Source organism: Amaricoccus macauensis (genome assembly GCF_014201905.1).
Classification (GTDB): domain Bacteria; phylum Pseudomonadota; class Alphaproteobacteria; order Rhodobacterales; family Rhodobacteraceae; genus Amaricoccus; species Amaricoccus macauensis.
Genome location: NZ_JACHFM010000001.1, coordinates 1,068,726 through 1,092,505, shown reverse-complemented (window position 1 = coordinate 1,092,505; position 23,780 = coordinate 1,068,726). Strand labels below are relative to the sequence as shown.

The following is a 23,780-nucleotide window of genomic DNA, read 5'->3' as shown; positions in this document are numbered from 1 at the left end:
CGGTCCGACACCTGCAAACCCGCGAGCGTCGCGCCATCCCTGACGGGACAGTCCGCGAACTACTCGATTTCGCCGTTGAGCTGGCGCCAGAGATAGCCCTCACCGTCAGGAGCGACGGCGATCAGGGTATCGAAGCCGGCCGGATCGTCATGGGCGATGCGGTAGGCCGTCAGGCGACCTGCCGCGAGATCGTCGGTCAGCCGGCCGGCGTCGAAGCAGTGGAACCAGAACGGGCCGACCAGCGGCGTTGCGTCCGTCGCCGGCGCAAGGGTCGCGACCGCGGCGGGATCGATGCGGAAGCAGGCCCGCAGCTTCAGGGGTGACGACGTCGCGTCGATGCCCTGATAGTCGGCGACCGGCACCACCTCTCCGTCGATCGTGAGCGCGCCGACGCCGGACTGACGCTCGTAGAACGCATAGAACTGGAACCAGACGAGGGCGGCGGCGAAGAGGACGAGGAACCCGACGAAGCCGAGGATCAGCCGGCGGCCGCTCAAGCCGCCGCCTCGCCGGATTTGACGAAGGCGTCGGCACATGCCTTGGCCAGAGCCCGCACCCGGCCGATGTAGGCCTGTCGCTCGGTCACCGAGATGACGCCGCGGGCGTCGAGCAGGTTGAAGAGATGGCTCGCCTTGATGCACTGGTCATAGGCCGGCAGCGCCATGACGATGCGCCGGCCGGTCTTCGGATCCACGTCCGGCTCGGCGAGAATGCGGGCGCATTCCTTCTCGGCGTCCTCGAAGTGGCGCAGCAGCATGTCGGTGTCGGCCACGTCGAAGTTCCAGCGGGCATACTCGGCCTCCGCTTCGCGGAAGACGTCGCCGTAGGTGAGCGGGATCGGGGCCGAGGGGTCGTTGAACGGCATCAGGTTGCCGTCGTCGTAGCCCAGCACGTACATCGCCAGCCGTTCGAGCCCGTAGGTGAGTTCGCCCGAGACCGGCCGGCAGTCGTGGCCGCCGACCTGCTGGAAGTAGGTGTACTGCGACACTTCCATCCCGTCGCACCAGACCTCCCAGCCGAGACCCCACGCGCCCAGCGTCGGGCTCTCCCAGTCGTCTTCCACGAAACGGATGTCGTGGAGGTCCGTGTCGATGTCGATTGCCTTCAGGCTGCCGAGGTAGAGCTCCTGCAGGTCGGGCGGCGATGGTTTGATGATCACCTGATACTGGTAGTAGTGCTGCCAGCGGTTCGGGCTGTCGCCGTAGCGGCCATCGGTCGGCCGGCGCGACGGCTGGACGTAGGCCGCGGCCCAGGGCTTCGGTCCGAGCGAGCGCAAGGTCGTTGCCGGGTGGAAGGTGCCCGCCCCGACCTCCATGTCGTAGGGCTGCAGGATGGCGCAGCCGGTGGCCGCCCAGTAGGCCTGCAGGCGCAGGATGATCTCCTGGAAGCTCTTCGGGGTATCGGCGGCCATGGGAAGGATCCTTGGGCAGGGTCGGTCGCGGCTTTAGCGCATGGCTCCCGAGCGGGTCAATCCGCGCCGCTCGGGATGCGGTGATCGGCCACGCTGACGGGCCCGGTTGACGGGAGGCTCACCCGCGCCAGAACGCCGCGGTGAAGATCACGTAGGCCGTGAGCAGCTCCAGCCGGCCGACGAGCATCAGGAACGAGCAGACCCACTTCGCCGCATCGGGCAGCGGCGCGAATGTCCCGGCCGGCCCGATCACCGGCCCGAGGCCCGGGCCGATGTTCGAGAGGCAGGCGAGAGCGCCGGAGATCGCCGTCACCGGGTCGAGCCCCATGAACGAAAGCAGCACCGCCCCCACGCCGAAGCTCAGCAGGAACATCATGAAGTAGGCGATCACCGAGTCGAGCAGCTCGTTGGAGATCGGCACGCCCTGATAGCGCGGCGTGTGCACGAGGTTCGGGCTGTGCAGCCGGGCGACTTCGGTGGAGATCGCCGAGAACAGGAGTTGGTAGCGAAAGACCTTCGGGCCACCCGAGGTCGAGCCCGAACAGCCACAGATCATCATGGCGCAGAAGAACACCACTTCGGCCATCGGCCCCCACTGGGAGTAGTCGGTCGCGGCGAAGCCGGTGGTCGTGATCACCGAGGCGAGGCTGAACGCGATCTCGCGCAGGCTCGTGGCGTCGATCACCGTGCCCTGCAGCGAACGCGCGAGCACGAGGGCGGCGCAGAGGCCGAAGTAGATCCCGAGGAAGGTGCGGATCTGGCTGTCCACGAAAAGCGGGCGCGGCTCGCCTCGGGCGAGCTGCACGTAGCGCACGAAGGAGAGCGAGCAGGTCAGCATGAAGAAGGTGGCGATCCACTGCGCCGCCGGGGAGAAGTCGGCAAAGGAGTTGTCGTGGTTCGCCATGCCACCGGTTGCCACCGTGGAGAGCGCATGGACGATGGCGTCGAACCCGTCCATCCCCGCCCAGACGTAGGCGAGGCAGCAGGAGAGGGTCAGAACGGCATAGACCGAGCCGATTGAGGCGGCGATCGCCTTGGCTCGGGGCATGATCTTGCCAAGCGTGTTGAAGTCGGCGTTGCGAAGGACCTGCATGCCGCCGACGTTCAGAATCGGAAGCAGGATCATCGCGAGCAGGATCACCCCGATCCCGCCGACCCAGGTCACCATGCCGCGCCAGAGCAGCACGCTGCGCGGCAGGTCGTCGAGGCCGACGATGATCGTGCCGCCGGAGGCGGTCAGCGCCGAGGTGAACTCGAAATAGGCGTCAGTGAACGAGAGGTGCGGGAACCCCAGCATGAGCGGCAGGCCGGCGACCGCCGGAAAGACTGCCCATGAGCCCGTTGTGAGCAGAAAGCCCTGCCGGAGGCTGAGCGCCCGAGGCCGGTGCTCGGCGCAGGTGACCGCGAGCCCGGCGCCGGCGACGAGCGCGAGGAGGGCCGACACCGCAAACGCCATGGCGTTCCGGTGCCCGTCCCAGGCGTCCATCAGCATCGGCACGGCCATTGCCAGTCCGAGCGCCGCCACGAGCCAGCCGATGATGTAGCCGACTGGCCGGATGTCGATCGTCAACCGCCGCCCCTCCCGCGTTCCCGGGCAGGCTTGGCGACGCGTGCTCGGGCTGTCAAGACGGGTGGCCGAGGGGGTCCGGCTCCTCCGTTGCCGTGGGCCTTGCGCCCGTCGAAAACGTTACGCGAGGGTGACGCCGCCGGGGGGAGAAGCTAGGGTCATCCCATGTCCCAGCGCCCGCTTTTCATCCCGCCGACCGTTACCCCGCCCGGCCGCCCGCTCGGTGTGCTCGCAAGCGTCAAGGCGGTCCGAAAGAACGTCCTCAACATCATCCCGGCGATCTCCTACACCCAGCCGATCGTCACCGGCACCACCGGCCCGGCCCGCTGGCACATGGTGCAGGGGCCCGAAGGGTTGCGGCGGATCTTTCTCGACAACGTCGAGAACTATCCGAAGTCGGAGGTGATGATCCGCATGCTTCGCCCGGCGGTGGGCGCGAGCCTCTTCACCGCCGATGGCGCCCGCTGGCGCTGGCAGCGCCGGGCGATCGCCCCGGTCTTTGCCGCCCGCAACGTCGCGTCGCTCGCACCGATGATGACGCGCACCGCCGAGCGCGCCGCCGAGCGCGTCGCCAGTGCCGGCTCCGGGCCGGTCGAGATGGTGCGCGAGATGCTCTCCGCGACCTTCGACGTCATCTGCGAGGTGGCGCTCTCGGGCCGCGAGCATATCGACCCGGAGGCCTATGCCGCGGCGATCACCCGCTATTTCCTGACGGCGGGCCGCGCCTCGCTCCTCGACTTCCTCGAGGTGCCGCAGTGGATCCCGCGTCCGGGGAACATCCTGGCGATGGGCTCGGTGCGCACCATGCACGGGATGGTCGCCCGGGCGATCGAGGCGCGCCGCCGGGAGGGGCCGCATGTGCCTGACGACCTGCTCGACTACATGATCCGCGCCGAGGATCCTGAGACCGGCCGGCAGATGAGCGACGAGGATCTGCTGCACAACATGCAGTTCTTCATCGTCGCTGGCCACGAGACCACGGCGCTGGCGCTGTCCTGGTCGCTGTTCCTGCTGGCAAACGACCCCGAGGCACAGGCGCGCGCGCAGGCGGAGGCGGAGGGTGTGCTGGCCGGCCGCGCGGCGGGGGCGGCCGATCTCGAGCGGATGCCCTACGTGACGCAGGTGATCGACGAGGCGATGCGCCTCTATCCCCCGGTCGCCTTCCTTGCGCGCAACGTCCTCGCCGCCGATCGCCTCTACGATCGCGACATCCGGCCGGGCGAGACGGTGTTTCTCAACATCCACGCGCTGCACCGGCACAAGCTTTACTGGCAGGAGCCGGATGCCTTCGACCCGGAGCACTTCGCCGCCGCCGCGGTCACCGGCCGGGACCGCTACCTCTACCTGCCGTTTGGGGCTGGTCCGCGGGTTTGTGTCGGCGCGAACTTCGCGATGATGCAGGCGGGTATCATCCTCGCGACGCTCCTCGCCCGCTTCAGCTTTGCCCCGGCAGGTGCGGCGCCGCGCCCGATCATGCACATGACGGTGCGCCCGGACCCCGGCGTCGAGCTTTTCGTTCAGCCCATCGGTGCCCGCGCCGCGGCGGCAGGGTGAGGGAGGCGCGCCGAAACCGCCTCCCGCAGGGGATCGGACGTAGTGATCAGACGAACAGGAAGTCCGACTCCGCCAGCGCCCGCACCCCGTGCAGGGTGATGAGAAGCTCAGGCCCGTAGGTGTCGTTCACGCCGTCGGCATCGAGCCACAGCCGGCCGGTCGAGCGGTCGAAGAGCAGGTTCGCGGCCCCGCCGACCGGATCGGGGTCGATGCCGCTCTGGAGCCGCACGCCCGCCTGCGACCGCCAGCCGAGGTCGGAGAGCTCGAACGCGAGGCGGTCCTGCCCCCGGGTGAAGTCCGTGATCGTGTCGGCCATCCAGCCGCTGTCGTAGTCGGTGAAGTCAAAGGAATCCCTGCCGCCGCCGCCGGTCAGGATGTCCGAGCCCGCGCCACCCATCAGCCGGTCGTTGCCCAGCCGGCCGGTCAACAGGTCGTCGCCGGAATTGCCGAAGAAAGCGTCCGCACGGGCGGTGCCGGCGAAGTTGTCGTCGAGGCTCGTGCCCTGTAGCACCTCGATCCCGGCGAGCGTCTTGCCATAGGCGAGACCGTCGTTTCGCGACTGCTGCGTCAGATCAACGACCGCGCCGAGCGTGACGCTGATGAAGTTGACCGTGTCACGCCCCACGCCGCCGTTCACCACCACGCGATAGGGCAGTTCGCTGCTTTCGTCCCAGTCGATTTCGAACGTGTCGTTGCCGGCTTGGCCAAGCAGCCGGTCGTTGCCCGACTCGTGGGAGAGCACGTCGCTCCCCAGCCCGCCGATCAGCACGTCGTTGCCCGTGTCGCCGTCGATGTTGTCGTTGCCGGCGCCGCCATTCAGCCGGTCATTGCCGCCGCCGCCATTCAGGTAGTCGGCGAACCGGCCGCTGGTGATCGCATCCCGGCCGCTGCCGCCCTCGTAGTTCAGCGCCTCGAAGCCGCTGACCCGGGCGCCGTTGGCGAAGGACTGCGATGCCTGTCGCAGGACGAAGCTTTCGTTCGAGGTGCTCTCGGCAAAATAGGCGTCGAGCCTGTCAAGGCCCGCCTGACCATTCGCCACGTCGCGCACGCCGATGCGAACGAGGTCGGCACCGGAGCCGCCGTTCAGCGAGTCGCGCTCGGTCCCCGCATCGAGATAGTCGTCGGATTCGAGTGTGTCGTTGCCAGCGCCGCCGACGAGCAGGTCGCGGCCGGTGCCGCCGTCGATGTTGTCGTGGCCATTCTCGCCGTAGAGCCGGTCATTGCCGGCGTTGCCGTTGAGCCCGTCATCGCCGAAACCGCCACGGGCAACGTCATTGCCGTCGCTGGCCCAGACGAAGTCGTGGCCACCACCGCCGAGCAGGACGTCGTTGCCCTCGCCGCCGTCGAGCGAGTCGTCGCCGAAGTAGCCGACCAGCCGGTCATTGCCGCCGTTGCCCGAGAGGCTGTCGTCGTGCAGCCAGCCGGTCATGGCGTCGGCGCGGATGCCGCCGGAAATCTCGTAGCGCTCGATGTCGCGGAACGTCATGCCGCCGAACGAACTCACCTCGATCGAATCGCGCGCGCTGAAGCGGAAGCGGGCGGCGTCGCTCAGGTCGAGGACCAGCGTGTCAATGCCGGTGCCGCCGTAGACCCGGTCGCCGCGCAACTCGATCGGCCCGTAGACGGAGATACGGTCATCACCCGAGCCGCCGTCGATGGTGTCGCGCCCGGCGCCGCCGTTCAGGACGTCACCGCCGCTGTCGCCCCGCAGCCGGTCGTTGCCCTCCTCGCCATAGAGGAAGTCGTCCTGATAGCCGCCGAAAAGCCGGTCGTTGCCGGTGCCGCCGTAAATCCAGTCCGTTCCGAAACTGCCGTCGGCGACATCGTTGCCGCCATAAAGGTAGATGTCGTCTTCGACGTATGTGCCGCGGACACGCTCCGCGGCGTCGCTGCCTTCGTAATTTGCCAAATTACTCACTCCCCCGTTTGTGGCCGGACGCGGTGCAGACGCCCCCGGCTTGCTCCGAAACGCTTGCCGCATCGCAACGGTTCCGAATGGAGCGGAGTGCCGGGCCATGCTGCACGAGACATTTCGGGGCGCGGTTGCGCCCGCGTCTCACGGGTGTTTCAAGTATCGGAGGGCAGGAAGACCGGCCTTCGGCGGGTCAGAGCAGCCGCGCGAGACCGAGCGGCAGGTTCGGCGCGTTCAGCGACATGACCCGGTAGAGCTGGCCGTAGATGAACAGCGTCACAAAGAACAGGAACGCGCTGCCGATGGCGCTATCCCATGAAAACATGGCGAAAAGCGCGGTCAGGATCGGCAGAAGCCAGGTGACGACGCTGGTCGCGGGGTTGCGCAGGTGCGCGGCCTTCTGCGCCCGCACCAGCCGCCGGGCATAGCGGCGATGGGCCAGCATGTGGAAGTGCACCCGGTCCGGCTGGCCGACGCTGTGCCCGACCCGCCGCGACTTCCGCCGCATCGAGGCAAGCGTCTCGATCACCGGATAGGCACAGATCAGGATCGCGTTCCAGGACGAGACCTCGGGGTTGCGCATCGGCAGCAGCACGCCGAGTGCGGCCAGCAGGAAGCCCGCGAAATAGGCTCCGCCATCGCCGAGGAAGATCTTTCCGAACGGGAAGTTCACCAGGAAGAACCCGAGCACCAGCGCGCCCCAGAGCAGCGCCAGGGAGAACACGAGATCATCGCCGACCCGGTGCGCCACGTAGGCGAAGGTGCCGAACATGATCATGAGCGAGCCCGATGCGAGCCCGTTGAAGCCGTCGATGATGTTGACCGCGTTCGCGACGCCGCCGACGGCGAATCCGGTGAAGAGCACCGCGGCCAGCGAGAACGACAGCACCCAGTCCACCCCGGGCACGTCGACCTGGTGCATGGCATAGCCGGTCAGCAGCGCGAAGAGCACGCCCGCGCCCATGGTTGCGAGCAGCCGGGCCTTCACCCCCACCTTGCGGGTCAGATCCTCTCCAAGGCCCGCCGCGAGCGCCGGAAGGCCGGCCACGCCGATCAAAATCCACAACCCGCGCAGGCTGTGCGGGAGTGCCGGGATCACGAGCCAATAGCCCAGCGCCATCGCCAGTCCGCCGATGCGCGGCGTCGGAACCAGATGGAACTTCTGCACGCCGCCGGTGCCATCGTTGGTGAAATGACCGTGCCAGCCGCGGGTCCAGACGAGGATCAGGCAAAACGCCAGTGACAGCCCCGCTGCGACCGCCGCGGGGGTCATCAGAGCCGACACGCTCAGGACGGGATGGTACCCGGTCATCTAGGTGAAATCGCAGCCCGCTGGGTTTGCACTGGTAACAGGGGTTCCTTAGCCGATATCAACGGCAAAGGCGAGAGTATTCATCAACTGGCGGCGGAGTGTTGCCGGTTGGATGCGTCGATCCGGCGCTCGTCCATCCAGGCGTTCAGCCGCCAGGCCAGCGCCTTCCATCTCGGGTCGATCGGCAGGCCATGTCCGAAGCCCCGCATCACCTCGGTCTCGGCGCCATACGCGAGCGTGGTGGCCCAGAGATCGCTGACCGGAACGAAAGCGTCCGAGTCGCCGAGGAGGCCGAGGACCGGCACCCGCCGCATCAGATACCAGGGCGGCAGATCCCAGGTGAGACCGTCGAGCAGCGCGAGCGGGCTCTCCCGGGTCACCGGCTGCATGATATCCCGGATCCACTCGGCCGGGGTCGCTTCGGTGAAAAGCGCCCGCCGCGCCGCCTCGACGCCAAGGGAGGCACCACCGCCCGCCTGCGCGAAGAGGAGTGCCCCGATGACGTCCGGGGCGCCTGCGGAAAGCTGCCAGAAGGACGGCCCGAGCCCGCCGGGGCCGGGTGAGGCGACGAGTGCAAGCCCCGCGACCCGGCGGCGGACGGCGAGATGCTGCGCCACGAGGCCGCCGAGCGAATAGCCGATCACCACCGGCGGCGCACCCATGGCGTCGACCGCGTCAACCGCCTTGCGAACATAGTCGCGCAGCCGCTCGGGGCGAGTCACGTAAGGATCCGCAAGTCGTGGCGCGGCAACAGGATGGCCGCGTGCGGCGAACCACGGTGCAACGAACCGGGTCCAGACCTCCGGGCCGGAGAACGCGCCATGCAGGAACAGGATCGGGGTCTTCTCGGACATGCTGATTCCTTCCGCACGGTTCCTGACGGATCTCCGGTGGCGTGTCGAGGGGCGGTTCCCTCTTGCACCGGCGCCCTTCGCTCCCATCTCGTTGAGACAAAAGGAGGCCGCGTGACCGACCCCAGCCAGAGTGAGCCCGATCCGGTGCCCGATCGCGATATGGGCCATGCCTTCGACCGCGCCGAGGCCGACGCCATCGTCGCACGGGCGGCGCAGGCGTATTTCGACGGCTGCCGTGACCGGATCGCGCCCTTCGTCAACGAGAACTTCTCGGTCGCGGGCTCCGCGCGGCTGCACCGCCGCGCGCTCGGCTGGGACCTGCTGAAGGCCCCGGCGAATGTCGCGCTCTCGGTGCCGCAGATCCTGCTCCGCCTCGGCTCGGGTGCTGCCCGGCGGCTCGGCAGCAAGCGTGCGGCGCAGGCGCTCGACCGCGATATCTTCCTCGAGACGGCGGTGGCGCGCGAACTGCGCTGGCGGCTGATGACCGATCTGCTGCGCCTGCCCTATGTGGACGGCGACCGGGTCTCGACCAACGACGGCCTCGCCGAGGCGATCCTCGCGCAGCCGGAGGTGCAGACGCTGCTTGTGGACGCCGGACGGACCGCGGCGGCGCGCGCCGATGATCCGGCGTTCCGGGCGCGGCTCGAAGCGTCGCTCGCCGGCTACACCGGCACCCGGGCCGCGGCGGCGGAGATCACCACCGGGCTCATCGCGCTCGGCACCGGCGCCGTCGCCTTCCAGAAGGCGACGCCCGGCGCGCTTGCCCTCGGGCCGGTCCTCGCTGGCACGCTGGCGCAGTCTTCGGCGATCGCGAGCTTTCCCCTCGGAACTGCCGCCGGGGGCCTCTGGTACGGCGTCTTCCCGGCGCAGGCCTCGGCCGGGCTCGTCGCCGCGGCGACCGCCGGAGTGATGGGGGTCGCCGCGCTCGCCACCGCCTTCGCGGGCATGATCTCGGATCCGGTGCAGCGGGCGACCGGCCTGCACCGCCGGCGCCTGCTCACTCTCGTCGGCAGCCTCGAGTCGAGTTTCCGCGCCGATGATCCGACGGGCTTCGTGGCCTATGACCTCTACGTCGCCCGCCTGATGGACCTCGGAGACCTGCTCATCGGTCTCTCCCGCAGCCTGCGCCCGGCCTGAGGCCGCGCCTTACGCCGGATAGCGCAGGATTGCCGCCAGGTCGCCGCCGCCCGGCACGTCGGCGCGACGGGCCGAGACCACCCGGCCGCCGGCCAGAAGGGTCCGCTGCGCGATCTCGTCGACGACCCCGTAGGTCGCGGCGTCGGCGCCTTCGGTGAAGGTCACGTTGCCGTCGTCGTCCACCGTGCCCGTGACGACCGCGTCCATGTCGACGATGAGCGTGTCCACGGCACCGAACGTCGCCGCGCGCGCCGCGTTCGCCACGTCGGTCGTCGCCCGCCCCTGCCCTTCGCGGGTGGCATAAAGCCCGGCGATCGCGGCGATGTCGTCAGCGTAGATCCGGTCGAGGATGCCGCGCGCGGCCACGGCGAGGTCATGCTCCGAAACCTGATCGGCGGCGCCGGCGATCACGTGATCGGCGGTGTTGGGGTGGCTCGAGACCGAGCGGTAGACCGACGCCATCGGCTCGGTCGCGGCGATGATGAGCGGACGGCGGTCGCCCCCGATGACGGGGCGCAGCGCCTGATCGACGATCCGCGCGTAGCGGCTCGCCAGCGCGTGATCGCTCGTGATCTCGCCGCTCCGGCCCTCGGCGGTCGAGGCGGCGTGGCTGCGGCGGCCGAGCGCGCTCGCCATGTCCTTCGGCAGGTCGGGGACCTTCACCACCTGCGGCGGCAGGTCGGCATCGACTTCGACCAGCCGCACGGAGCCCATGCCGATCGCCAGCACATAGGCGTTGTGCGGGAAGGTCACCGAACGGATCAGCGGCTTCAGGTGGAAGCGGTCCGAGACCTCGACCATGCTGGTGAGCTTGTTCGGCAGGCGGAACGTGCGGATCCGCTCTGGCGTCGCGAAGATCGCGAGGCTGTTCGCCTGATGCATCCAGAAGTCGTCGTCCTCGAGGATCGCCTCGACCGCCTGCTCGATCGGCCAGATCGACCGCTTCGGCGTGTCGCCGGCTTCCATCTCGGCGACGGCGGCCTTCAGCAGGTTCTTCAGCTCGATGCGGTCGTGCGCGGCGTCCTGCGTCAGCGGCGTCGTGCTGACGTAGATCGAGACGGCAGGGGCGGCGCGATGCGCCACCAGAGCGTCGATGTCGGCGTGGGTCGGCAGGTCGATGTGCAGCATTGGTTTCCTCCAGAAGTCTCGATCGGTTCAGTGGCGTTCGGGCCAGCCGTCCCCGCTGGCGAGCGCGGCGCGGATAGCGGCGTCGTGCTCACCGAGGCGGGGCGGAGGTCCGGAGGGGAGGGTATTGGCATCCGAGAAGCGCAGCGGCAGGCGCGGGCTGCGCGAGGCGCCCGCGGTCTCCACCATGCCGCGGGCCACGGCCTGCGGCTCGGCAAAGGCTTCGGCGACGGTGTTGATCGGCCCGGCAGGCACGCCGGCGCGTTCCATGGCCACAAGCACCGCGGCGCGCGTCATGCCGGCGGTCCGCGCCGAGATCGCGCCTGCGACCTCGTCGCGGTGCTGCAGCCGGTCGCGGTTGCGCATGAGGCGCGGGTCGCGGTGCAGCGTGAGGCCGAGCTCTTCGCAGAGCCGTGCAAACTGTCCGTCATTGCCGCAGGCGATGACCAGCGGCCCGTCGGACGCCTCGAACACCTGATAGGGCACGATGTTCGGGTGAGCGTTGCCCATCCGGCGCGGCACGACGCCGCCGATCAGGTGGTTGGTCGCCTGGTTCGCCAGCGCCGCGAGCTGCGTGTCGAAGAGGGCGAGGTCAATCCACTGGCCCTTGCCGGTCTGCGCTCGCGCCTGCAAAGCGGCGAGAACGCCAATCGTGCCGTAGAGCCCGGTGAAGAGATCGGCATGCGCCACGCCCGGCTTCTGTGGCTCCCCGTCCGGCTCGCCGGTCAGGTCCATGATCCCGCCCATCGCCTGAATGATGAAGTCGTAGCCGGCCCGAGGCGCAAGCGGGCCGTCCTGCCCGAAGCCGGTGATCGACGCATAGACCACGCCGGGATTGGTGGCGGCGACGCTGGCGTAGTCGAGCCCGTGTTTCACCAGCCCGCCCAGCTTGAAGTTCTCGACCACGACGTCGGCCTGTGACGCGAGCTGCCGTGCCAATGCCCGGTCGTCGGGATCGGCGAAGTCGAGCGTCAGACTGCGCTTGCCACGGTTGCAGGCGTGGAAATAGGCGGCAGCGCCGTCGTCGGCGAAGGGCGGCCCCCAGCCGCGTGTCTCGTCACCGGACGGGCTTTCGACCTTCACGACATCCGCGCCGAGATCGGCCAGTGTCTGACCGATCCACGGGCCGGCGAGAACCCGCGCCAGCTCGAGCACCCGGAGCCCGCCAAGGAGCTGTTGGCCCATCGTAACCTCCCCCGACCGCGCCTCCCCCCCGGCGCTGGCGGACGATCGGCCGGCTGCGCCATGGGGTCAAGATGCGATAGTGCAGGGCTTCTCACTCGCGCGGTCCGAGCGGAGAAATGTCAGCGGCGTTGCGGAGCGATTGATTTTCTCGATTTAGGACTCCACACGTCGGATAGCCGAGGATGGGCAACCTGGGAGCCCCGGGCGGCATCCGGCAGGAAGCCGGCAGGAAGGATGAGGCATGGCGCGCACCGACGGGCGCTTTCGTGAAACCTACAACGCTCTGCTCGACCTCTGTGAGGAGTTGGGGCCGGGAGAGGCGCTGCCGGCCGAGAGCGCCCTTGCCGAGCGCGCAGGCGTGAGCCGGACGGTCGTGCGCGGCGCGCTTCAGCGTCTGAGTGATGCCGACATCATCCGGTGGCGCGGCCGGGAGAAGACGCTGCTTCGACGCCCGGATGCCAGCGATCGCCTGCCGGTGCAGCCGCAGGCGCCGGACGCCGCCGAACTCGAATCGCAGTTCCTTGAGTGGATCCTCCGTTTCGACGTTCCGGCGGGCACGCCGCTCAACGTGGCGCAACTTTCGCGCCAGTTCGCCGTGCCGCCGCACACGCTCCAGGAGTTTCTCGCGGGCCTCAGCCGCTCCGGGCTCGTCGAGCGGCGTCCGCGCGGCGGCTGGCGCCTGCTTGGCTTCACCGCGGAATATGCGTTCGAGCTGTCGGAGTTTCGCTCGGTGCTCGAACTCAACGCCATCCGCCATCTGGTGGCCCTGCCCGATGGCCACCCGATCTGGCCGCGGCTGGAAGGGCTGCGCCGCGATCATCACGATCTGCTGGCGCGGCTCGACACCGACTTCCACGACTTCTCGCGGCTCGACGAGCGGTTTCACAGCACGATCAACAGCGTGGTGCGCAACCGCTTTGTCACCGAATTCCAGAACACCGTCGCGCTGATCTTCCACTACCACTACATGTGGGACAAGACCGAAGAGCGGCAGCGAAATGGTGTGGCGATCGGCGAACACCTCGCGATCATCGACGCGCTTCTCGCCCGCGACCTGCCCACGGCCGAGGCGGCAGCACTCCGCCATCTCGCAAGCTCGAAGCAGACGCTGCAGTCCTCGCTCCGCGGCAACGGCCTCGTGTGACGCTCAGGCGGCGGTCAGCTGGCGGCCGAGCTGGCGCAGCATGTCGCAGCACGCCGCGAGTTCGGAGCCGAGGACGTACTCATCGGCGCGGTGCGCCCGGGTGATCGACCCCGGCCCGCAGATGATCGAGGGGATCCCGGCGGCGCGATAGAGCCCGGCCTCGGTGCCGAAGCTCACCGAGGCGATCGGCGCGTGGCCGGTCAGCCGGGTGAGAAGCTCCCCCAGCGCCGGGTCGTCGGGCGGCGGCAGCGCCGGATAGGCCGATAGCTCGCGGTGCGACACGCGAATCCGGCCGCCATCGCCGCCGCCGAGGCGCGTCAGATCGGCAAGGACACCGTCGATGATCTCGTCCGGGCTCTGCGCAGGCACGGTGCGCGCCTCGATCTCGATCTCCGCCCGGTCGGGAATGATGTTGAGCGCGCTGCCGCCACGGATCACACCGGCCTGCAGCGTGGAATGCGGCGGGTCGAAGCGCTGGTCGAAGGGTCCGCTCGCCGCAAGTGCCGCCGCCCGGTCGCGGAGCCGCAGCAGAAGCTCGCCCGCGGGATAGAGCGCGTTGGCGCCGGCGGACGGGTTCGACGAGTGCCCCGCCTCGCCCTCGATCACCGCCACGACCGCGCGCTTGCCCTTGTGCGACAGCACCGGGCGCATGTCGGTCGGCTCACCGATGATCGCGGCGTCGGGGGGCGCGCAGAGCCCCGGCAGACGGGCGAGCAGATGCGGCACGCCGCGGCAGCCGATCTCCTCGTCGTAAGAGAGGGCGATGTGGATGGGACGCGTGAGGGGGAGTGCGGCGAACTCCGGGACGAGCGCGAGGACGCAGGCGACGAAGCCCTTCATGTCGCTGGTGCCGCGCCCGGTCAGCCGGTCGCCGTCGGTGGTCAGGCGGAACGGGTCGCTGGTCCAGGTCTGCCCCTCGGTCGGCACCACGTCGGTATGGGCCGAGAGCACGATGCCCGGCCGGTCAGCCGGCCCGATGGTCGCAAACAGGTTGCTCCGGTCGCCTTCCGGCCCCGGCAACTCGATGGCGGTGACGCCGTCCCGCGCCAGCCGCTCCCGGATCAGCCCGGTGATGACGTCATTCGGACGCCCGGGGAGTGACGGAACGGCGACGAGTTCGGCGAGGATGTCGGTGACGCTCACGTCCGCGCCCCCCGGCTGCGGCCATCTGCCCGTCCGCAGGTTGCCCGGCCGGCGGTCATCTCGGCGATGGCGGGTCTGGTCATGTGGCGCCTCAAATCCGGGGAGGGGGATTCGGAGTGGTGCGGGTGGTCGGACTCGAACCGACACTCCTTTCGGAAAGGGTGTTTGAGACCCTCGCGTCTACCATTTCGCCACACCCGCGCGGCGCGGAACATACGCGCGCCCGCCGTAGCTCCGCAAGCGTGCCTTTGGCCGCGAACGAGCGTTGATCGCCGGACCCCATCCGTCTAGAGATGCCGGGTCGAGCAGGCGCCGAATCCCGGGGCCGAAGGGCCGGTTTAGCTCAGCGGTAGAGCAGCGGTTTTGTAAACCGAAGGTCGTGGGTTCAATCCCCTCAACCGGCACCACTTCCTTCTCCCTGGCCGAGAGCCGGTGATCCCTCTCGCCGGGAGGCGTGCCACCGGATTCCCTCAGCCGGCATCCGGCCCGGTGGGTTTCGGACTGCCATTGGGCTGCATGTTGAGCGAATGCTCGAGGTAATTGCCGAAATAGTCGCGCAGGGGCGGCAGGGTTCGGGCCAGCCGCTGGAAGTCCTTTGCCATGACGAAGAGCACTTCGGAATCCTCGATCGCCCGAACGGTGCCGGTGCGCAGCCCCTCGATCAGGAGGGCGCGCTCACCGAAGTGCCCGTCGGGTCCGATCTCCCGGCGATTCACCTTGCCCTCCGCGTCACGCCAGGTGAACTCGAAGAGCCCCTTCGTCACAACGTAGAAGCCGTCGGAGCGGTTTCCCTCCTCGAAGACCCGGTCGCCGGCGCGGTAGCGGACGTACCTGGTGCCTTCGGACGGCTTGGTCCCCGTCTGGACCGTGCTCCGGCCGAGCAGCATGTCGAGCAGCCACTGCGAGCCGATGCGCATCTTGGTGGCGAAACCGGGCACGAAGCTCAGGTAGTAGGTGCGCCAGAGCAGCCACGCGGGAAAGCCCGTCAGGCGAATCCCGTAGACCTCTGCCACACCGCGCCCGGCGCCGAGCGAGGCGAGCGCGCCCTTCGACTTGTACTGGAACGGGTCCGGCGCCCGGGCGTCGAGGGTGGCGCGCAGGTTCTTCGCGAGATGGCGGGCCTCGCGCACGGCGAACTGGGCGGTGGGCGGCGCGTAGTCGTGGCGGGCCGACGGCGCATCGACCAACGGGATGAGCGCCGCGTCGCCGAGCGACCAGATGTCGGAATAGCCTTCGACCCGCAGGGTCCGGTCGGTGCGGATGCGGCCGCGGTCGTTCGGCAGGCCGAGCTTCTCCGCCATCTTCGAGGGCGCGTTGCCGATCGTCGCCACCACGGTCCGGGTGCCGATCACCTCGCCGCCGGTGGTCACGATGGCGGTGCCGGTCGCCTCCGACACGCCGGTCTTCAGCATGACCTCGATGCCCTGCTTCGCGAAGAAGCTCTGGGCATAGGCGCCGAGCGAGGCGGGCAACTCTCCGAGCAGCCGGTCGGCGAACTCGATCAGCAGGATGCGGATCTCGTCCTTCCTGATGTTCGGGTAGAAGTGCAGCGAGCCGAAGATCAGGTCGCGCATCTCGCCCACGGTCTCGACGCCGGAAAAGCCGCCGCCGATGACCGTGAAGGTCAGGCATTCCCGCTTCACCTCCGGCAGGGTGGTGATGTCGGCGTGTTCGAGCTTGTCGATGACGTGGTTGCGCAGCGCCATGGCGTCGCTCAGCGTCTTCATCGTCAGCGCGTGCGCCGAGAGACCGGGGAAGCGGCTGAGGTCGATCTGCTGGCCGAGCGCCAGCACCAGATGGTCGTACCCCACCTCGACATAGCGCCGCTGCACGCCCTGAAAGATCACCACGACCTTACGGGCGAGATCGATATCGTAGATCATCGCCTGCCGCACCCGCACGCCGGGCAGCAGCCGCCGGAGGGGCGAGACCGCGTCGCGGATCGAGATGCTGCCGGCAGCGACTTCGGGCAACAGGGGCTGGAAAACGAAATAATTTACGTCGTTTATGAGTTCGATCGCAGCCCGCTCGCCAACTTCGCGCCGAAGCTCCCGCGCGGCGAACATGCCCGCGAACCCGCCTCCGAGCACAAGGATCCGCGTCTTTCCGGTCTCGCTCATCGTGTGCCTTTCCCCCATCCGACCGACCCCGCGGTCTGCCCCGACTGAGTCTTGCACGGCCACGCGCCAAGCGCCAGCGGCGGCGGTTCCCGATCTTCCGGGAGCAGGGTTGCGACCGGAGGCCAGCGGGTCGGCCGATATCGGTGCCGGCAGCCAGTCAGGCGGTCCATCAAAGGTTTCACGAAAGGCTGATTGCCGGTTGAAGCGGCGCGGCACGCGGGTATCGTGGCGCCCAAGCCGCCTTCGGATCAGGTGGAAAAAAGAGGAGACGAGGGAAGATGATCGAGCCATTGCCACATGGAGAAGGCTCCTCGGGCCTGTGGGTCGGACGGGTATGGGACGAGGCGGCGGGCGGTCCGTCGGTGGTGACGCTGCGCGATGGCATTCTCGTCGACGTGACCAGCTCCGAGGTGCCGACGGTCCGCGATCTGCTGGAACTCGACGATCCCGGGGCATGGCTCCGCGCCGCTCCCGGCCGGCCGGTCGGCTCGGTCGAAGAGGTTGCCGCGGCGGGACGGCTTCTCGCGCCTTGCGACCTGCAGGCGCTGAAGGCCTGCGGCGTCACCTTCGCGCGCTCGATGCTGGAGCGGGTGATCGAAGAGCGCGCCGCCGGTGATCCCGCCCGGGCCGAGGAAATGCGCGGCCGTCTTGCCACCCTGATCGGCGCGTCGCTTCGCGACATCCGGCCGGGCAGCGAGGAAGCTGCTGCCGCGAAGGCCGCGCTGATCGGCGAAGGGCTCTGGAGCCAGTATCTCGAGGTCGGCATCGGACCGGACGCCGAGGTCTTCACCAAGGGACAGCCGCTGTCTGCGGTGGGCTATGGGGCGGCGGTCGGCCTGCACCCGGTCTCGAGCTGGAACAACCCCGAGCCCGAGGTGGTGCTCGCGGTGTCGAGCCGGGGCCGCATCCTCGGCGCGACCCTCGGCAACGACGTGAACTTGCGCGACGTGGAGGGCCGCTCCGCACTGCTTCTCGGCAAGGCCAAGGACAACAACGCCGCCTGTGCGATCGGGCCGTTCATCCGGCTGTTCGACGAGACCTTCTCGCTCGACGACGTGCGCAAGGCCGAGCTCACGCTGAAGGTGGAGGGGCGGGACGGCTTCACGCTTGGCGGCCGCTCGTCCATGCGCGAGATCAGCCGGGATCCGGCGGATCTGGTGGCCCAGACCATCGGGCGGCATCACCAGTACCCGGACGGGCTGGTGCTGTTTCTCGGCACGATGTTCGCGCCGATCGAGGATCGCGACGCGCCGGGGCAGGGGTTCACCCACCATATCGGCGACGTGGTGACGATCTCCGCACCCGGCCTCGGGGCGCTCGTCAACACCGTCGCGCTCTCGACCGAGGCGCCGGAGTGGACCTTTGGTGCCGCGGCGCTGATGCGCAACCTCGTGAAACGGGGGCTCCTCGCGTGAGCGGGCGCGTCCGGGTCGGGATCGGCGGCTGGGTCTTCGAGCCCTGGCGTGGCACGTTCTACCCGGACGGGCTGACGCAGAAGCGCGAACTCGAATACGCCAGCCGCAAGCTGACCTCGATCGAGATCAACGGCACGTTCTACGGCTCGCAGAAGCCGGCGAGCTTCCGCAAGTGGCATGACGAGACGCCGGAGGACTTCGTCTTCGCGCTGAAGGGTCCGCGTTTCGCCACCAATCGCCGGGTGCTCGCCGAAGCGGGGGAGTCCGTCGAGCGGTTCTTCGGGACGGGCGTTCTCGAGCTCAGGGACAAGCTCGGACCGATCAACTGGCAGTTCGCCGCCACGAAGAAGTTCGACCCGGAGGATTTCGCGGCCTTTCTCGCGCTCCTGCCGCGCGAGGTGGAGGGACGGGCGATCCGGCACGCTGTCGAAGTCCGGCATCCAAGCTTCGCGGTGCCGGAGTTCGTGGCGCTCGCGAAGGAGCACGGGGTCGCGATCGTCGCGTCCGGCGACAGCGAGTATCCGGGGCTCTGGGACGCGACGGCGCCGTTCGTCTACGCGCGGATCATGGGGACCGACGAGGGCGAGGCGGAGGGCTACGCTCCCGCCGCGCTCGACGGCTGGACGGCGCGGGCGAAGGCGCTCTCCGAGGGCCGCGAGCCGGATGGCCTGCCGCTGCTTGCGCCGGCCGACGGCGAGCAGCGCGACGTTTTCCTCTACGTGATTTCCGGGGCGAAGGTACGCAATCCGGCGGCGGCGATGGCGCTGCTCGACCGCCTGTGATCGCTGCCGGCCGGCGTGGGCGAGCGCCGGCCTCGGGGGGCCGTTCCGGCCCCCGCTCGACCGGCGCTTGGCGCTCCGCCGCCTTTGCGGCTTCGCTCCGGCGGAACGGGCTTGCGCCCGTGAGTCGAGGTTTCTCCCCGCCTGTTGGCGGGGCCCCTCGTTCCTGCCCGATAGAGTTTCTGCCCATATGAAATCCGGGGGTGGCGCCCGGAGTGGTGAGGGCTGTCAGGGTTTCCGCGGGCGCAGCAGGCGGTCGAGGGCATCGAGGAAGCGCGAGCGATCGGCCGGGCGGAAAGACTTGCCGCTGCCCTGTCGGAAGGGGTCGGCGGCGCGCAGGTCGGCCATCAGGTCGCGAAGCGCGAGACGCGCGCCGACGTTCGCCGCGGTGAAGGGCTGGCCGTCGGGGGCGAGGGCGGTGGCACCCGCCTCGACCACCCGGGCGGCAAGCGGCACGTCGGCCGTGACGCAGACGTCCCCCGGGCCGACGCGCTCGGCGATCCACATGTCAGCCGCGTCCGCGCCCTCGGGCACCATCTGGATGCGGGCGAGCGGGTGGCGGGCGGGCCGGAGCCCGCCGTTCGTCACGTAGACGACTTCCACGCCGTAGCGCTCGGCGACCTTCAGCGCCTCGTCGCGGACCGGGCAGGCGTCGGCATCGACGTAGAGCATGCTCAGATCGTCGAGTTGAACGCGCCACCGTCGAGAAGCAGGTTCTGGCCGACGATGAAGCCCGCGTATTGTGAGCAGAGGAACGCGCAGGCGGCGCCGAATTCCTCCGGCGTTCCGTAGCGGCGGGCCGGGATCGTCGCCTGGCGCTTGCGGCGGGCGGCATCGATGTCGATGCCCTCAGCCTTCGAGACGCCGGTGTCGAGGGCGGTCGCCCGGTCGGTGTCGTGGATCCCCGGCAACAGGTTGTTGATGACGACGCCATCCGGCGCCACCTGGCGGCTTGTCCCCGCGACGAAGCCGGTCAGCCCGGTGCGCGCGGTGTTCGAAAGGCCGAGCGCCGGGATCGGCGAGCGCACGGCGCCGGAGGTGATGTTGACGACCCGGCCCCAGTGTCGGTCGATCATGCCCGGGAGCACCGCCTGCATGAGCGCGATCGGCGTCAGCATGTTGGCGTCGAGGGCGCGGATGAAGTCGTCGCGGCTCCAGTCCGACCAGATCCCCGGGGGCGGACCGCCGGCGTTGGTGACGAGGATGTCGACGTCGCCCGCTGCCTCGAGCACGGCCGCGCGGCCTGCCTCGGTGGCGATGTCGCCGGCGACGGCGGTGACCGAGACCCCATGGGCGGCGCGGATCGCCTCCGCCGTCGCGTCGAGCGCCTCGGCGCCGCGGGCATTGATCACGAGATCGACGCCTTCAGCCGCCAGTGCCTCCGCGCAGCCCCGGCCGAGGCCCTTCGATGCGGCGCAGACGATGGCGCGCTTGCCGCGGATCCCGAGGTCCATGGGTGGTCTCCTTCAGTCGAGGGCGGCGAGCACCGGCGCCCATTGTTCCTTGAGCGGCGCATAGGCCTTTTGCGGCTTGTCGAACAGCGCGAGCCCCTGCGCCGCGAGTTCGGGATAGGCGGTGCGCTCGGTGATCCAGGCGAGCGGCTCCTGGCCGAGCTTCTCGAAGAATGCGCCGAGCCGGTCGGCGCCGCGGCCGGCGCGGGTGCGGTTGGCGATGAGGCTGACGCCGACCTTGCCCTTGCGCACGCGCTTCACGTGCTCGATCTCCTTGAGGAACCTCCGCGTGGAATCGACATCGAAGATCGAGGGCAGGACCGGGGTAATGACCGCCTCGGCCTCGGCGATGAGTGCCTCGGCCCTGTCGCCGGTCAGCGCGCCCGGCGCGTCGATGACCAGCCAGTCGAGCTTCTTCGGGGCCTCGCCGAAGTCCGACGGGTTTGTCCAGTCGACCGCGCGGATCGGGGCCACGCCGTCGGGACGGTGCTTCAGCCAGCGCAGGGCGGACTTCTGCGGATCGGCGTCGGCCAGCCCGACCGTGCCGCCGCGACCGGCAAGGGCCGCCGCCAGCGTGATCGCCACCATCGTCTTGCCGCAGCCGCCCTTGCGATTCGCGATCAGGATCGACTTCATCCGCCCTCCCCTGTTTCGCGCGGGACTCTAGCGGCCCCGGCGCCCGGCGTCGACCGGTCGGATATGCGGGGAAGCTCAGGAGGTCGCGGACTACTTTTCGTCCGCGCGGCTCAAGGTGACGCTGACGCAGCCGGTCGCGGCGTCGAACGGCGGCCAGCCGGCGCTTCGCGGCGCGGACAGCGGCGCCTCGAAGTCGGCGCAGACCCTCGCCTCGTCGGAGGTCGGATATTCGATGCGATAGGGTGCCCCGGTCTGCGGGTCGGAGAGCCGGACGCTGATGTCACCGGAGAGGCAGGCCGGCGAAATATCGCCCAGAATCGCGGGATTGGGAGGGTCGGACTTCGCATCGGCATGGCAGGCGAGCGCGTCGGCGATCTGGCGCAGCGCGTCGAGCCTTGCGTCATCGCGCCGGTCGCGTCGGCCGGTGTCCGGGCCGCCGACCACGGCGAGGCCGGCCGCGACCGCAAGGAGCACCGCGAGGCCGAAGAGGATGACGACAAGGCGGGTGCGGGCGAGGGTCACGCGGTGTCGTCCCTGTCGCGGCCGTGGCCGTAGGCGAGAAAGATCGCTCCGGCGATCACCGCGACGGCGAGGGCCTTCAGCAGGAACCGCAGGGTGAAGTCACCGCTGAGAAAGCCCCCGACGATGGCAATGGCATCGCCCACCAGCGTGGCGGCGGCGAGGAACAGCGCTCCCCAGGTCAGCCATCGGCCGACGGCGGAGCGGCGCTGTCCGGGATCGCGCTCGGCGTCGCGGGCGAGGCGGAGGCTCGTCACGGCCCAGACCGGCCATGCCACGAGGAGCACCGCAATCGACCAGCGGATCCGGCCCTCGCCCCCCGAGAGAGTGTCGAGGGGGTCGGGCACGAAATGGTCGATCAGCGCGAAGGTGATCAAGCCAAGATGGCTCGCGACGAGGAGCAGCGCAAAGAACATGAGGCCATGGCGAAAGGCGTCGCGCGCCGACACCACGCCGCGTGGCCGAGGCACCGGCGGCAGACCGGGGGCATCGACCCAGGACGCGAGCGCGGCCTCGGTCTCGGTCGCGCTCCAGCCGGCCGCACGGGCGGCGGCGGCGATTGCCGCACGCTCGCCGCCGCTCGTCAGCGCCTCGCGCACGTAGGTGGTCAGGGCGTCGGGAGCGCGCAACGGGTCAGCGGTCTTCAGCGGGCGTGGCCGGCAGGCCCGGCGCCGTGAAAAGCGCAGGCCATGTCGTGCATGACGCTCCGGGAGCGGGCGCCGCGGTGTCGGGATCAGCAGGAGTTCCGTCGTCCATGGGGTCGTTCCTCGAACACCCGCAGCAGAATGGGCGCGCGTCGTCTGGCCCGCAAGCGCCGATTGGGGTCAGCATCGGCATGGCCGCTGCCCGGCGGTTCGATGCCGTCCCGGCAGCGCGATCAGGCCATGGTCTCCTTGGTGGCGGTCAGCCGCAGGTCGGGCCAGTCGCGGCCCACCCGGTCGATGTCCCATTGCAGGCGCGTCATGAAGACAGGGTCGCCGTCGTGATCCTCGGCCATGTGGCCGCGGTTCGCCCGGGCGAACTCCTCGACCTTGTCGCGGGGGCCCGAAACCCATCGGGCGGAGGTGAACTGCGTCGGCTCGAAGCGCACGGGGAGGCTGTATTCCTGCTCGATGCGGGAGGCGAGCACGTCGAACTGCAGCGGCCCGACGACGCCGACGATCCAGCCGGAGCCGACCGCCGGCTTGAAGAGCTTCGAGGCGCCCTCCTCGGCGAACTGGGTGAGCGCCTTCTCGAGGTGCTTGGCCTTCATGGGATCGCCGGCGCGCACGGCTTGCAGCAGTTCGGGCGCGAACGACGGAATGCCGGTGAAGCGCAGGGTCTCGCCCTCGGTCAGCGCGTCGCCGATGCGGAGCTGGCCGTGGTTCGGGATGCCGATGATGTCGCCGGCCCACGCGTCTTCGGCGATCTCGCGGTCCTGGGCGAGGAAGAGCATGGGGTTCGCCACCGCCATGGGCTTGCCGGTGCGCACGTGCTGGAGCTTCATGCCGCGCTCGAAGTGGCCGGAGCAGAGCCGGAGGAAGGCGACGCGGTCGCGGTGCTTCGGGTCCATGTTGGCCTGGACCTTGAAGACGAAGCCGGTCACCGGCTTCTCCCATGCGCCGACGGCGCGCGGCTCGGCCGGGGCGACCTCCGGCGGCGGGCCGAAGGCGCCGATGCCGGCCATCAGCTCCTGGACGCCGAAAGAGTTGATCGCGGAGCCGAACCAGATCAGCGACAGGTTGCCGTCGAGCAGCGCCCGGGCATCGAACGTCGGCAGAAGCTCGCGGGCCATTGCGACCTCTTCCCGCAGCTTTTCGAGCTGGTCGGCGGGGATGTGCTCGGCCATGCGGGGATCGTCGAGGCCCTGCATCTTCACAGACTCGGCCCGCTTGTTGCGGTCGGCGCGGTCCATGAGCTCGAGCCGGTCGTTCAGCATGTCGTAGCAGCCGAGGAATTCGCGGCCCTGGCCGATTGGCCACGACGCCGGGCAGACGTCGAGCTGCAGTTCCTGCTGGATCTCGTCGATGATCTCGAAGGTGTCCCGCGCCTCGCGGTCCATCTTGTTGCAGAAGGTCAGGATCGGCAGATCCCGCATCCGGCAGACCTCGAAGAGCTTGCGGGTCTGGCTCTCGACGCCCTTGGCGCCGTCGATCACCATCACGGCGGCGTCGACCGCGGTCAGCGTGCGGTAGGTGTCTTCGGAGAAGTCCGAGTGGCCGGGCGTGTCGACGAGGTTGAACCACCAGTCGCGGAACGGGAACGACATGGCCGACGCGGACACCGAGATGCCGCGCTCCTGCTCGAGCTTCATGAAGTCGGAGCGGGTGCGCCGCGCCTCGCCCTTGGCGCGCACCTGACCTGCCATCTGGATGGCACCGCCGTAGAGCAGGAACTTTTCCGTCAGCGTCGTCTTGCCGGCGTCAGGGTGCGAGATGATCGCGAACGTCCGGCGTCGGGCGACTTCGGTGGGCAGCGGTGGCGTGTTCGGGATGCGATCGGACATGGATCACTACGTGACGAGGCGGAGGCCGGAT

21 protein-coding genes and 2 tRNA genes are annotated in these 23,780 nt (G+C 69.4%); 6 read left to right on the top strand and 17 right to left on the bottom strand.

Annotated elements, in window-relative coordinates; translation table 11 throughout:
* Positions 1–59: 59 nt before the first annotated feature.
* From HNP73_RS05200 to HNP73_RS05190, 3 genes are all read right to left on the bottom strand, one after another.
* Positions 60–497 (bottom strand): DUF6446 family protein, encoded by a 438-nt coding sequence (locus tag HNP73_RS05200; RefSeq protein ID WP_184147532.1) that lies wholly within the window; start codon positions 495–497, stop codon positions 60–62.
* On the bottom strand, positions 494–1,411 hold the full coding sequence (locus HNP73_RS05195; protein WP_184147531.1) for a glycine--tRNA ligase subunit alpha: 918 nt from the start codon (positions 1,409–1,411) through the stop codon (positions 494–496). Before HNP73_RS05195 ends, HNP73_RS05200 begins: the two co-directional genes overlap by 4 nt.
* A gap of 118 nt (positions 1,412–1,529) precedes the next feature.
* Entirely contained in the window at positions 1,530–2,981 is a 1,452-nt protein-coding gene (locus tag HNP73_RS05190; protein WP_246399530.1) for a TrkH family potassium uptake protein, read from the bottom strand.
* 162 nt (positions 2,982–3,143) lie between these two features.
* Here HNP73_RS05190 and HNP73_RS05185 point away from each other — a divergent pair, with 162 nt between their 5' ends.
* Positions 3,144–4,532: a cytochrome P450 gene (locus tag HNP73_RS05185; RefSeq protein ID WP_184147530.1), complete on the top strand. Its 1,389-nt coding sequence runs from the start codon at positions 3,144–3,146 to the stop codon at positions 4,530–4,532.
* A gap of 46 nt (positions 4,533–4,578) precedes the next feature.
* Here HNP73_RS05185 and HNP73_RS05180 read toward each other — a convergent pair whose 3' ends face one another.
* From HNP73_RS05180 to HNP73_RS05170, 3 genes are all read right to left on the bottom strand, one after another.
* A complete protein-coding gene (locus HNP73_RS05180; protein WP_184147529.1) occupies positions 4,579–6,441 on the bottom strand; it encodes a calcium-binding protein in 1,863 nt (620 codons plus the stop codon).
* 196 nt (positions 6,442–6,637) lie between these two features.
* On the bottom strand, positions 6,638–7,756 hold the full coding sequence (locus HNP73_RS05175; RefSeq protein WP_184147528.1) for an MraY family glycosyltransferase: 1,119 nt from the start codon (positions 7,754–7,756) through the stop codon (positions 6,638–6,640).
* Positions 7,757–7,839: 83 nt separating this feature from the next.
* The gene (locus tag HNP73_RS05170) at positions 7,840–8,610 is read right to left on the bottom strand and encodes an alpha/beta fold hydrolase (protein ID WP_184147527.1); all 771 of its coding nucleotides are present in this window, start codon (positions 8,608–8,610) and stop codon (positions 7,840–7,842) included.
* Between the two features lie 111 nt (positions 8,611–8,721).
* On the opposite strand from HNP73_RS05170, the gene HNP73_RS05165 reads away from it, so the two are divergent.
* Positions 8,722–9,747 carry a DUF6635 family protein gene (locus tag HNP73_RS05165; RefSeq protein WP_184147526.1) on the top strand — a complete coding sequence of 342 codons (1,026 nt, stop codon included), beginning with the start codon at positions 8,722–8,724 and terminating at the stop codon, positions 9,745–9,747.
* 9 nt (positions 9,748–9,756) lie between these two features.
* On the opposite strand, the gene HNP73_RS05160 is transcribed toward HNP73_RS05165, so the two are convergent.
* Positions 9,757–10,875, bottom strand: coding sequence for a baeRF11 domain-containing protein (locus tag HNP73_RS05160; protein ID WP_184147525.1), 1,119 nt, complete (start codon positions 10,873–10,875; stop codon positions 9,757–9,759).
* A gap of 27 nt (positions 10,876–10,902) precedes the next feature.
* Positions 10,903–12,057 carry a CaiB/BaiF CoA transferase family protein gene (locus HNP73_RS05155; RefSeq protein WP_184147524.1) on the bottom strand — a complete coding sequence of 385 codons (1,155 nt, stop codon included), beginning with the start codon at positions 12,055–12,057 and terminating at the stop codon, positions 10,903–10,905.
* Between the two features lie 241 nt (positions 12,058–12,298).
* Here HNP73_RS05155 and HNP73_RS05150 point away from each other — a divergent pair, with 241 nt between their 5' ends.
* On the top strand, positions 12,299–13,201 hold the full coding sequence (locus HNP73_RS05150) for a GntR family transcriptional regulator (RefSeq protein WP_184147523.1): 903 nt from the start codon (positions 12,299–12,301) through the stop codon (positions 13,199–13,201).
* Positions 13,202–13,204: 3 nt separating this feature from the next.
* On the opposite strand, the gene argE is transcribed toward HNP73_RS05150, so the two are convergent.
* Complete coding sequence (gene argE, locus HNP73_RS05145; RefSeq protein WP_184147522.1) at positions 13,205–14,344, bottom strand: acetylornithine deacetylase; 1,140 nt, start codon at positions 14,342–14,344, stop codon at positions 13,205–13,207.
* 117 nt (positions 14,345–14,461) lie between these two features.
* Positions 14,462–14,545 (bottom strand) — tRNA-Leu (locus tag HNP73_RS05140).
* A gap of 131 nt (positions 14,546–14,676) precedes the next feature.
* On the opposite strand from HNP73_RS05140, the gene HNP73_RS05135 reads away from it, so the two are divergent.
* Positions 14,677–14,751 (top strand) — tRNA-Thr (locus HNP73_RS05135).
* 63 nt (positions 14,752–14,814) lie between these two features.
* On the opposite strand, the gene HNP73_RS05130 is transcribed toward HNP73_RS05135, so the two are convergent.
* Positions 14,815–16,464, bottom strand: coding sequence for an FAD-dependent oxidoreductase (locus HNP73_RS05130; protein WP_184147521.1), 1,650 nt, complete (start codon positions 16,462–16,464; stop codon positions 14,815–14,817).
* A gap of 278 nt (positions 16,465–16,742) precedes the next feature.
* Here HNP73_RS05130 and HNP73_RS05125 point away from each other — a divergent pair, with 278 nt between their 5' ends.
* Positions 16,743–17,879 (top strand): fumarylacetoacetate hydrolase family protein, encoded by a 1,137-nt coding sequence (locus HNP73_RS05125; protein ID WP_184147520.1) that lies wholly within the window; start codon positions 16,743–16,745, stop codon positions 17,877–17,879.
* Positions 17,876–18,661: a DUF72 domain-containing protein gene (locus HNP73_RS05120; RefSeq protein ID WP_184147519.1), complete on the top strand. Its 786-nt coding sequence runs from the start codon at positions 17,876–17,878 to the stop codon at positions 18,659–18,661. Before HNP73_RS05125 ends, HNP73_RS05120 begins: the two co-directional genes overlap by 4 nt.
* Positions 18,662–18,886: 225 nt before the next feature.
* On the opposite strand, the gene HNP73_RS05115 is transcribed toward HNP73_RS05120, so the two are convergent.
* From HNP73_RS05115 to HNP73_RS05090, 6 genes are all read right to left on the bottom strand, one after another.
* The gene (locus tag HNP73_RS05115) at positions 18,887–19,330 is read right to left on the bottom strand and encodes a YaiI/YqxD family protein (protein ID WP_184147518.1); all 444 of its coding nucleotides are present in this window, start codon (positions 19,328–19,330) and stop codon (positions 18,887–18,889) included.
* A 2-nt stretch (positions 19,331–19,332) separates the two neighbouring features.
* Complete coding sequence (locus HNP73_RS05110) at positions 19,333–20,112, bottom strand: SDR family oxidoreductase (RefSeq protein WP_184147517.1); 780 nt, start codon at positions 20,110–20,112, stop codon at positions 19,333–19,335.
* Between the two features lie 12 nt (positions 20,113–20,124).
* A complete protein-coding gene (locus tag HNP73_RS05105; RefSeq protein WP_184147516.1) occupies positions 20,125–20,745 on the bottom strand; it encodes a ParA family protein in 621 nt (206 codons plus the stop codon).
* Positions 20,746–20,835: 90 nt separating this feature from the next.
* Positions 20,836–21,267 (bottom strand): hypothetical protein, encoded by a 432-nt coding sequence (locus tag HNP73_RS05100; RefSeq protein ID WP_184147515.1) that lies wholly within the window; start codon positions 21,265–21,267, stop codon positions 20,836–20,838.
* Complete coding sequence (locus tag HNP73_RS05095; protein WP_184147514.1) at positions 21,264–21,893, bottom strand: DUF5671 domain-containing protein; 630 nt, start codon at positions 21,891–21,893, stop codon at positions 21,264–21,266. The genes HNP73_RS05100 and HNP73_RS05095 overlap by 4 nt, the downstream gene beginning before the upstream one ends.
* 248 nt (positions 21,894–22,141) lie before the next feature.
* Complete coding sequence (locus tag HNP73_RS05090) at positions 22,142–23,749, bottom strand: peptide chain release factor 3 (protein WP_184147513.1); 1,608 nt, start codon at positions 23,747–23,749, stop codon at positions 22,142–22,144.
* Between the last annotated feature and the right edge of the window lie 31 nt (positions 23,750–23,780).